At 64.4% G+C, this 8664-nt stretch carries 6 protein-coding genes and 4 pseudogenes; 6 read left to right on the top strand and 4 right to left on the bottom strand.

Going from position 1 to position 8664, the window contains the following annotated elements:
- Positions 1-244 (top strand): annotated as a pseudogene (locus A5777_RS24500) (hypothetical protein); the annotation flags it as partial.
- Positions 245-723: 479 nt separating this feature from the next.
- Here A5777_RS24500 and A5777_RS23900 read toward each other — a convergent pair.
- Positions 724-1494, bottom strand: a pseudogene (locus tag A5777_RS23900) (ISL3-like element ISPfr2 family transposase); the annotation flags it as partial.
- A gap of 633 nt (positions 1495-2127) precedes the next feature.
- Complete coding sequence (locus tag A5777_RS00255) at positions 2128-2439, bottom strand: putative quinol monooxygenase (RefSeq protein WP_005180837.1); 312 nt, start codon at positions 2437-2439, stop codon at positions 2128-2130.
- A 108-nt stretch (positions 2440-2547) separates the two neighbouring features.
- On the opposite strand from A5777_RS00255, the gene A5777_RS00250 reads away from it, so the two are divergent.
- Positions 2548-3489: a GlxA family transcriptional regulator gene (locus tag A5777_RS00250; protein ID WP_005209254.1), complete on the top strand. Its 942-nt coding sequence runs from the start codon at positions 2548-2550 to the stop codon at positions 3487-3489.
- 214 nt (positions 3490-3703) lie between these two features.
- On the opposite strand, the pseudogene A5777_RS25770 reads toward A5777_RS00250, so the two are convergent.
- Both A5777_RS25770 and A5777_RS00245 read right to left on the bottom strand, forming a co-directional pair.
- A pseudogene (locus tag A5777_RS25770) lies at positions 3704-3916 on the bottom strand (type II toxin-antitoxin system RelE family toxin); the annotation flags it as partial.
- A complete protein-coding gene (locus A5777_RS00245; RefSeq protein ID WP_039857037.1) occupies positions 3913-4188 on the bottom strand; it encodes a type II toxin-antitoxin system Phd/YefM family antitoxin in 276 nt (91 codons plus the stop codon). The pseudogene A5777_RS25770 and the gene A5777_RS00245, both read right to left, overlap by 4 nt.
- Positions 4189-4324: 136 nt before the next feature.
- Here A5777_RS00245 and A5777_RS00240 point away from each other — a divergent pair, with 136 nt between their 5' ends.
- From A5777_RS00240 to A5777_RS00220, 4 genes and pseudogenes are all read left to right on the top strand, one after another.
- Positions 4325-4588: a helix-turn-helix domain-containing protein gene (locus A5777_RS00240; RefSeq protein WP_168431420.1), complete on the top strand. Its 264-nt coding sequence runs from the start codon at positions 4325-4327 to the stop codon at positions 4586-4588.
- A 932-nt stretch (positions 4589-5520) separates the two neighbouring features.
- Positions 5521-6513 carry a hypothetical protein gene (locus A5777_RS00230; protein WP_231894886.1) on the top strand — a complete coding sequence of 331 codons (993 nt, stop codon included), beginning with the start codon at positions 5521-5523 and terminating at the stop codon, positions 6511-6513.
- Between the two features lie 168 nt (positions 6514-6681).
- A pseudogene (locus A5777_RS00225) lies at positions 6682-7240 on the top strand (ISL3 family transposase); the annotation flags it as partial.
- A 323-nt stretch (positions 7241-7563) separates the two neighbouring features.
- Complete coding sequence (locus A5777_RS00220) at positions 7564-8586, top strand: hypothetical protein (protein WP_005205849.1); 1023 nt, start codon at positions 7564-7566, stop codon at positions 8584-8586.
- The last annotated feature ends 78 nt before the right edge of the window (positions 8587-8664 follow it).

Here is an 8664-nt window from a genome sequence, read left to right as displayed (position 1 = left end):
GGTTTCCCATGCTCCCGGGCACCCCGCAACGGGCCAGCCACGACTACGTGCGCAACGGCACCTCCAGCCTGTACGCGTCGCCACCGCGGTCGGCGCACTGGCCGGGCTCGTCGTCGGCTGCATAGTGATCGTGGGGTGTGTCTGGGGAGCCGGTGTGGGCGCGGCGATCGGCGCCGTTGTCGGTATCAACAACGGCGACCCCCGCGCGGGGCAGGCGATCCTCAACTGGATCAACACGCCCTGACCACCACGGGGATGGGTGGCTCACGGCGAACCGAGCCCAGTTCGGTGGTGAGTCGACGCCGCAGCTGGCCGCGACGCGCCAGCCAAACGGGCACCCTGGTACCGACCCACGCTGCCCCTAATCCGGAGATCCACGTCACTGGCCAGGCACCAGGCGCGGTCGGCGGGCCATACGAAGGCCGGCGGGTCGTGAAGCAGCGCAGGCGTCTCGTGTGTCAGTGGCTGCTCCCACGCCTTGAGGTCGGACAGTGTGCCGACGTAGAGGTGGTAGTCGCGGTTGGGGATGTGCATTCGAGGCCCACCCGGTAGGGGAGACACCACACCCGAATAGCCGGCCCAGATCGCGAAGTAGCAGTCATCGGAGCTGCGCGTCGCCGCAGCCAGGGCTCTGCACGTCCTGGCGACGATAGCGTGCTCGTAACCCTCATAGGCGGGCTCTGTGAAGTCCTCGCGCGGAACGCTTTGGTGAGGACGGTCTGAATCCATCACCGTGACCGCGTCCGGGATCTCCTCTGCGGCGGCGGTCTTGAACCCGGTGAAGCCGTCCATCGCGACCACCTCGACCGCGTCACGGAAGGCGTCGTCGCGGTCGGCGAGCCAGGTCTTGAACGCCGCCTTCGACCGGCCCTCGACCATGTCCAGCAGCCTTGCTGGGCCGGCGCCATCGCGGACCGGGGTGAGGTCGATGATCACGGTGACGTACTTGTCGCCACGCCTGGTGTGGCGCCAGACGTGCCCATCGACGCCAATGACCTTCACGCCCTCAAACCGCGTGGGGTCGTTGATCAGCAGCCGCTTGCCTTCAGCCAGGACCGCGTTGTTGGCGGTGTCCCACGCGACCCCGAGTCCCTCGGCGACACGGGCGACGGTGAGGTGTGCGACCACGATCCCTTCCAGCGCCCACCGCAGCCCGGTGCGCGAGAGCTTCGCGCGTGGCTCCGCCGCGGCGCTGGTGTCTTGGCGCCACACGTGTCCGCAGTCGGCACAGCGGTAGCGGCGCACTACAACTTCCAGCACGGTCGGTCGCCAGCCCAGCGGCTCGTGGGCCAACCGCCGGATCACGGTGTCACGAGCAGCGCCTTCGCTGCCGCACCGTCGGCACCACTGATCTGGTTCCACCACGCGGCACGCGAGGACCGCACGATCCGGTTCAAGTCGTTGTCCGGTCACGCTCAGATCGAGGCCGTCGAGTCGAGCGAAGGCGGTCAGGTCAGGGCGGCCGAAGCCGGCCGGCGGGGTAGCGTCGGACACGTCGAGGTCTTTCGGATGGATGGCGTAGGAACCTCCGTCGTCGGGAGACCTCGACGTCTATCTGCGGACCGACGCGCCCGGCCGACCTATACCGTCATCTGAGAAGGACCCCTGAAACGTCTTCGACGACGACGGGACCGGCGAGCAGGAGGGCGCGGTGAGCTAAAGGAATGGAGCTTGCTCGGCTTCGTCGCCGCCGCAAGCTCCGGTGAAACGGTCGGTACTGGTCGGTCGTCGTCGGTCACCACCGGATGGCGGCGTCCCCCACGCTCGGCGTTTGCGCAGGTCAGCGGCTCGTTCGCCCAGTGGGCGCATCAAGCGATAGACGCAAAGCCGACGTGATTAGGTCGTCGGTTCGATTCCGACAGGCGGCTCCGGCGAACAGCCCCTGACCTGCGGAAACGCAGGTCAGGGGCTGTTCGGTTCTGGTGGTCGCGCGATGCGCTGGCCTCACGGCTCTGCCCGACACCGACGTCGCTCTCCTCTGCGACGGACCCCTCGCCGGCTGAGCGCTCGCGGCCGGCATCCTGTCCGTGTGCCGATAGGCCTCGTACCGCTCGGCAACGCAGCGTGGCGTTGCGTCGCGACCTGGCGACGGCTCGGCGGGGCGCGATCGTCTCGTGCGTTGGCGGACTACGGGAGCTTGGACGCGAGGACGTCGGCCGCCAGGATCTCGGGTGCTGCGCCGAGGAGGTGCTGGTTGGCCATCAGGGCTGCGACGATGGCGCCGTTGGCGTGGGCGTCGCGAGCGGCCTCGTCGGGGAATGCATCGAAGATCCAGAAGGTGTCGGCGTGGGTCCTGACCGCGAACCAGACAATCGTTCCTACTTCTTCGTTGGCGAGTGAGACAGCGCCGGCGAGCAGATCGGCGACCGCGTCGTGCTGTCCATCGGCCGCGACGATCTTGGCGACGAAGGCATACGGAAGTGATGCGGGTGTGGACATGAGGGGTTCTCCTAGGTGTCGAGGTTTTTTGGTGAAGCGAGTTCAGCGTATGACGAGCGAGGGCCGGTGGGGAGTGGCGTATACGGCAGTATTGCTATTGTTTACGTCATGCGTATCGGACTGATCGCGATCGACGGCTGCTTCGGTTCGGCTATCGCGTCGATCATCGACATCGTGCGGGTGGCCGACGGAGCCCGCGGCGATGTCGACCCGCGGATCGACCCGATCGAACTCGCCATCCTCGGACCGAAACGGCGAGTGACCACGACGGCATCGATGACCCTGTCGGTGGACCACCCGCTGTCGGAGTCCGGAGAGTTCGACGTGGTCGTCGTCCCTGCGCTTGGAACCCTTACGGCCGCCGCTACCAACGACGCCCTCCAGAGCCGAGATGCTCGTTCGGTCATCGCCTCGCTCGGGCGCCTCGACGAGGCGACCACCCGGATCGCCGCGGCGTGCACCGGCGTGTTCGCCGTCGCCGAGACCGGACGGATGCATCATCGGCGGGCGACGACCAGCTGGTTCCTGGGGCCGGAGTTCCTGAAGCGCTATCCGACCGTCGCCCTCGATCTCGACACCATGGTCGTGGCCGACGGGAACCTCGTCACCGCCGGCGCCGCCTTCGCCCACATCGACCTCGCGCTCTCACTCGTGCGATCGATCAGCCCCGACCTGGCCCAACATGTCGCCAAGCTCCTCATCATCGACGAGCGCCCGTCGCAGGCGGCCTTCGTCGCCTACGAACATCTCCGGCACGAGGACCCGATCGTCGTCGAGTTCGAACGCTTCGTGCGCGCCCGCCTGGACGAACCGTTCAACGTCGCCTTCGTCGCGCAGTCGCTCGGCACCAGCCGGCGCACCCTCGAACGACGAGTCCGTGCGGCGCTCAACCTCACTCCGCTCGGCTTCGTCCAACGGCTTCGCATCGAACGAGCTCGGCACCTCTCAGCAACCACGGACCTCACCTCCGCCGAGATCGCGCTAGGGGTCGGCTACGCGAACGCCGAGACTCTGCGCTCCCTCCTGCGCAGGGAGCGACGCCGTTCCTGACCTATCGCCATGCCTGTAGCCGGTGTGCTAGTGCTCGACTGGGACCACCTCTCAGCACGTCGCGTCGACGCTCCCGCGTCGCCCCTGGACGACCCACTCGACACGCCCGCAGCACAGGTCATGTGACGTGTCCCGGCTTCGCGGACGGTCGGGGTTGGGTGGCTGTGATGTCGCTGCGTTCTCGTCGAGAGGATCAGCAGACCCGATCAGAGCCGATTGGGAAGTCACCTCGGCGGGCGCTGTGAAGGTCTGCGAGGTCGTCACGTAGCGGCTTGCTAAGCCGGTGCGGATTCTCGGCGAGCGGCCCGGAGATGAATTCGATGACAGCGTGAACGATCCGGGATGGTAGACGCCCGAGATCGCGGCGAGCTGGGGATGCGACCTCAACTCGGTACGGGCTGACCGAGTCGGGCGGTGCATCGCTCATTTCGGCGGCATGCCGTGTTCGGCGCGCAGGTCGTCGATGGACACGGTTTCACCGGCCGCGTACTCGGCGTGTGCGGTAGCGACGTCGTCGCGGACGCCGGCGTGTGAGAGCCAGTAGATCGTGTCGTGCAGCGATTCGAGGTCGTCGGCCGACATCAGCACCGCGGCAGGTTTGCCGTGCTTGGTGATCGTGATGATGTCGTGCGTGCTCTCGGCGCTGTCGATGAGCGCGGAGAGCTTGTCCTTGGCTTCACCGAGGGGCACTGTCGTCATACGTTCAGTGTAGCCGCCACGCTGGCCAGGATATGGCCTGATTTTTGGCCGATAGTGTACGTTATGTCAAGTAATGCTTGTCGGAGTCGAATAGCGGTGCTTGACATGCAAGCTACCACTACCCCACGCTTGAAGCGTGACAACCACTCATCTTGTGGATCTCGTTGACGCGCACAAGCATGCGTATGGAGTCAGCGATGCCGAGTTGGCGCGACGCATCGGGATTTCTCGGCAGAACCTGAACCTGTGGCGCACGCACGGGGTGCGCGGGCTACCGGCCCGTGCGACGTTGGAAGGCATCGCGACGGTAATCGGACGCACCTATCAGTCGGTCCTGGAGGCGGCACTGCGTGACGCCGGATACCTCGACGGTCCGTGGACCACCACCGACGACCACTAATTGAGTAGCTTCCGGATCGACTGAGACGTCGGGGGCACCGAGAAGGAAGCGCTAATGAAAGCATGGAGTCTGCGCTACTTTGGGCCACCACGGTCGGCGGCGCGAGGACGCGACAGAACAACCGCCACATCGGAAGGCCCAGCAAGATGACAGTGCCCACAATGAGCTCCTTGCGCTGGCGAGCCCAGCTCGGTGGCGGCCTGGTCGCCATCGCACTGATCACAGTTGGCTGTAGCGACAGCGAGGACACTGCATCGAGTGGCTCCAGTTCGTCGCCGACCCCGGCGCCCACCACTATCGTCACTCCCCCGCCGCCGGCATGGATCAGGGACCGTAGCTGCGGGGTGGCCTGGGGACCAGACGGCATCCTGGACATTGTGGCGTTGACTCCCGGCGTTGATTGTGGGGCCGCCAAGCGGGCCGCCGACACCTACATGTCCGACGTTGACGGGTTCATGTCTAGCAACCCTCTCGAGGTCGGTGACGGCTGGACTTGCCAGATACCGCACCTGCCGCTGGGCAGTCGATGCATCACCTGTCCGAACGGAATCGACCGGCCCCACGCTGATCACTGCTCCCACACCGCCGAAGCACTTTAACCGATCCGTCACTGCAGCATCATCGAGAAGCCGTCCTCGACACCGGCAGGTCCCGGGCCCGCTGGCTGTGATGTCTTCGCGCTGGCGGCGTCGGCGGGGAGAGGATTTCGCAGTGAGCAGCACCGCTCTTTCCGGGATCGAGGCGACCACCGAATCCGGCCCGCGGTGCTGCACGAAACCTTGGGGGCTCCATCGAGCCAGTGGCAATCCGACCGTGGTTGCCTCACCATGGAGGGGTGACTGCTGAGCGTTGCCGATCCACCGCCGATCCTGCCGAACCCTTCCGATGCCGAGCTGCTCATCGGCCTGGTGGTCTCACCATCCCTGAGTGCGGTGCTCGGCCCCGAGGTCACCACCTCGGTGCGCAAGATTTTGGTGCAGCGGTATCCGGGAGTGCGCTGGCAACTGAAGATGGCCGAAGACCGGCTGGTCGATCCACCCACCGAGACCTTGGACCTGCTGGAGGCGGCCCGAAACCGCGTGCTGGAGGAGAACTGGGATTTGGCCGTGGTGCTCACCGAGATCCCCCTGAAGACCGGCCGACGTCCGGTGCTCACCCAGCTCAGCCCCGTGCACGGGGTAGGACTGGTCTCCGTCCCAACCCTGGGAGCCGTGCACGTGCGGCAGAAGGTGCAAGAGACCACCGTGCACGTGGTCGGGCAGCTCCTGGGCTACGACGCCGAAGACCCCAACGCCCAGCGGGATCTTGCTCGAAGAGCCCACCAGCTGTCCACCGATCTCGACGAACGCCCGGACGACAACGTCGTGCAGTTCACGGCCCGAGTGCTGAGCGGCAACGTGCGGTTGCTGCTGGGCATGATCCGCGCCAACCAGCCTTGGGCCTTCGTGGCCCGGCTCTCCCGGGCGATGGTCGTGGCAGCGGCCACCGGCATGCTGACATTGGTGGCCTCGGACCTATGGGTACTGGCCATGGCCTACGGGCCGGTGCGCCTGGTCCTGCTGGCGGTGATGGCGATCGGGGCGGTGGGTGCCACCCTGATCCTGGGAGCCGACTTGTGGGAGCGCCCACGGCGGCAAGCCCAACGTGAGCAGGTGATCCTGTTCAATTTGGCCACCACCGCGACCGTGGCCATCGGGGTTGTGGTGTTCTACCTCGGCTTATTCATCCTGTCCTGGGTCGGCGCGCTGCTGCTCATCGACGAGCAGGTACTGGCCGGTATCGCCGGTCACCCAGTGAACGCTTTGGACTACGCGAAGATCAGCTGGCTCACCGCCAGCCTGGCCACCGTGGGCGGAGCACTAGGAGCTGGCCTGGAGGACGACGATGTGGTGCGCGCCGCTGCCTACACCCGGTCCAGCACCTGACACAGCCCCAGCACAGAAGAAACTGAAACATCTACGCGTTGATGCCACGTCTATGCAGGTGTCATTGCCGGTCGCGATGACTTGGTGGGCTCAGCGCAGTGCGCTGCCTCGTACTCGGCGGGTGGGGCGTTGCCGAGGCGGGTGTGCGGGCGGGCGCTGTTGTACCTGTCGATCCGGGATCCGTTTCATGTGGTGCACTTGGCCGCCGACAAGCTCACGGTGTGTCGCACAACGCGTGCAACAGGATACGTGCGGACACCGCGGCCGTAGCGGGGACCCGCTCTACGGAATCCGCCGCCCTCTGCTCACTCGAATCGGCTTGTTGACCGACAAGCAGAAGACCCGCATCACCAACGGCCTCCAAGCGCGTGAGGAACATCTGGCGGTCGCGGTCACCTACGCCGTCTATCAGGACCTGATCGACGCCTACGACCAGCCGCACAAGCGAGACGGGAAGATCGCGATGTACAAGCTGCTCAAACGCATCCACACCGGCGTGCCAAAAGAACTCGCCGAACTCGCCCAACTCGGCCGCTCGCTGTGGGCTCGACGGACCGAGACCCTGGCCTACTTCGACACCGGCGCCTCCAACGGGCCCGTCGAAGCGATCAACGGCCGCCTGGAACACCTACGCGGGATCGCGCTCGGCTTCCGCAACCTCAACCACTACATCTTGCGGTCACTCATCCACTCCGGCGGCCTGGCAGAACACCTACACGCACTCTGAATCAGGAAGAGCCAGCAAACCTTGACGACATGGTGCAGGTAGTCGTGTCGTTCACGCCGAATGAGGCCAGTCCGCAGATGTAGGCTGGAGTCGAGCCAACAGGTGGAGAAGATCGGCGAGTTGACGTCTAATCCTTACTGGACACTCACAATTGATCGCGATCTTCCTCTATCGAGCTCGTAGTTGTCCACGGCAACGAGGTCCTCGATGGCGGCGTGCACGCAATCGATTACCTCACCCAAGGACTGAGGACTTAGAACGGGCTACACTGCTCACGTTGTTTATGATTCCGAATGTAAGTGAATCGACTGGGAGGTTGATCGGTGGGGGACAATATTTTCACCAGTGAGCCGATGCTGACACGAGCACTTGCCGCCGAGATCAGACAGCAGCCAGAAGAGTTCCTCGCGCTGTTGGCGAAACGCAGCAACAGAGTTGAATTGTTTAGTGCGAGAGTCGATCACGTTGAATGTGAAAGCGTCGCGAAGGTTGACATTCTAGTCAGGCTAACCGGTGGAGCAACGATCGGAATCGAGGCAAAACTCGACCACGAACTGCCAGGTATCCAGGTCGAGAAGCTGAAGGCCGCGGTGGATGATCTTTTTCTGCTGGTACTCGATCCGATCGACGCCGAAGACTATGTCAATCAAGTGTCCGGAGTTGTGACCTGGACAGAGATAATTTCCTCGTTTCGGGAATCTCGGATCTGGATAGCGGACATCGAATCACTCCCGCCTCAAAAGGTCGCGGTTGAGCGCGTCTTCCGCAAGCTCACACCTTCACTTCGCGAGGAACTCGGGCCGGGCTGGGACGTTCGCGTTGGGCGAGGAGGTAGCGGTATGTCGGCTATCACCGTCTGGAGCCCTAAACTGGCCGACCATCGGCAATTACGAGGACAGATTCAGGTCTCTGGGCGCGCGATGCCGGCGTCCGAAGACGACCTGCGGTTCGAGTTTCACGTCGGAGTTGAGACGCGAGATTCGCTGGCCGACTTCCCAGTTACCCAAGACACGGACACTGCGCCTGGGTGGGTGCACCATCTCCAGGTGCTGCGCGACCAAGTGATTGGCGACGATACTGGTCGCTACAAGATTCGAACGAGTCCCTGTAAGAATGGCCAGAGCGGGGTTGGGAAGAACAAGTTGGGGCTCGTTGCCAAGTTCCTACCTGAAACACCGTGGATCGCGCAGGGTTACTTCGACTGGTCGCTCGGCCCGAAGTCGCAGCCAGTCGACTCCGCCGGATTGCCCGATTTAGCTGATTCAGCCGCAACACTTTTTCGGGATTGGTACTCAGCGTCAATAGCAGGGTCACGGCAAAGTCCTTTCAGTTCTGGTGAGGAGTAGTTTTATGGCTCGTTCGGGTGCTCTGGCGGTGTGACGTAGGGCCGCAGCGATGTTGGTATGTCCGGCGTTGCGCAGGAT

It is taken from the genome of Gordonia sp. 852002-10350_SCH5691597 (assembly GCF_001665715.1).
Taxonomy (GTDB): domain Bacteria; phylum Actinomycetota; class Actinomycetes; order Mycobacteriales; family Mycobacteriaceae; genus Gordonia; species Gordonia sputi.
Note: the sequence above shows the minus strand (reverse complement) of the source record. Positions and strands in the feature narration are given on the sequence as shown.

Coding starts and splice junctions, on each gene's coding strand:
- A5777_RS00255 (WP_005180837.1), bottom strand. CDS start 2,439: ATGTCCACACCCGCATCACTTCCGTATGCCTTCGTCGCCAAGATCGTC.
- A5777_RS00250 (WP_005209254.1), top strand. CDS start 2,548: ATGCGTATCGGACTGATCGCGATCGACGGCTGCTTCGGTTCGGCTATC.
- A5777_RS00245 (WP_039857037.1), bottom strand. CDS start 4,188: ATGACGACAGTGCCCCTCGGTGAAGCCAAGGACAAGCTCTCCGCGCTC.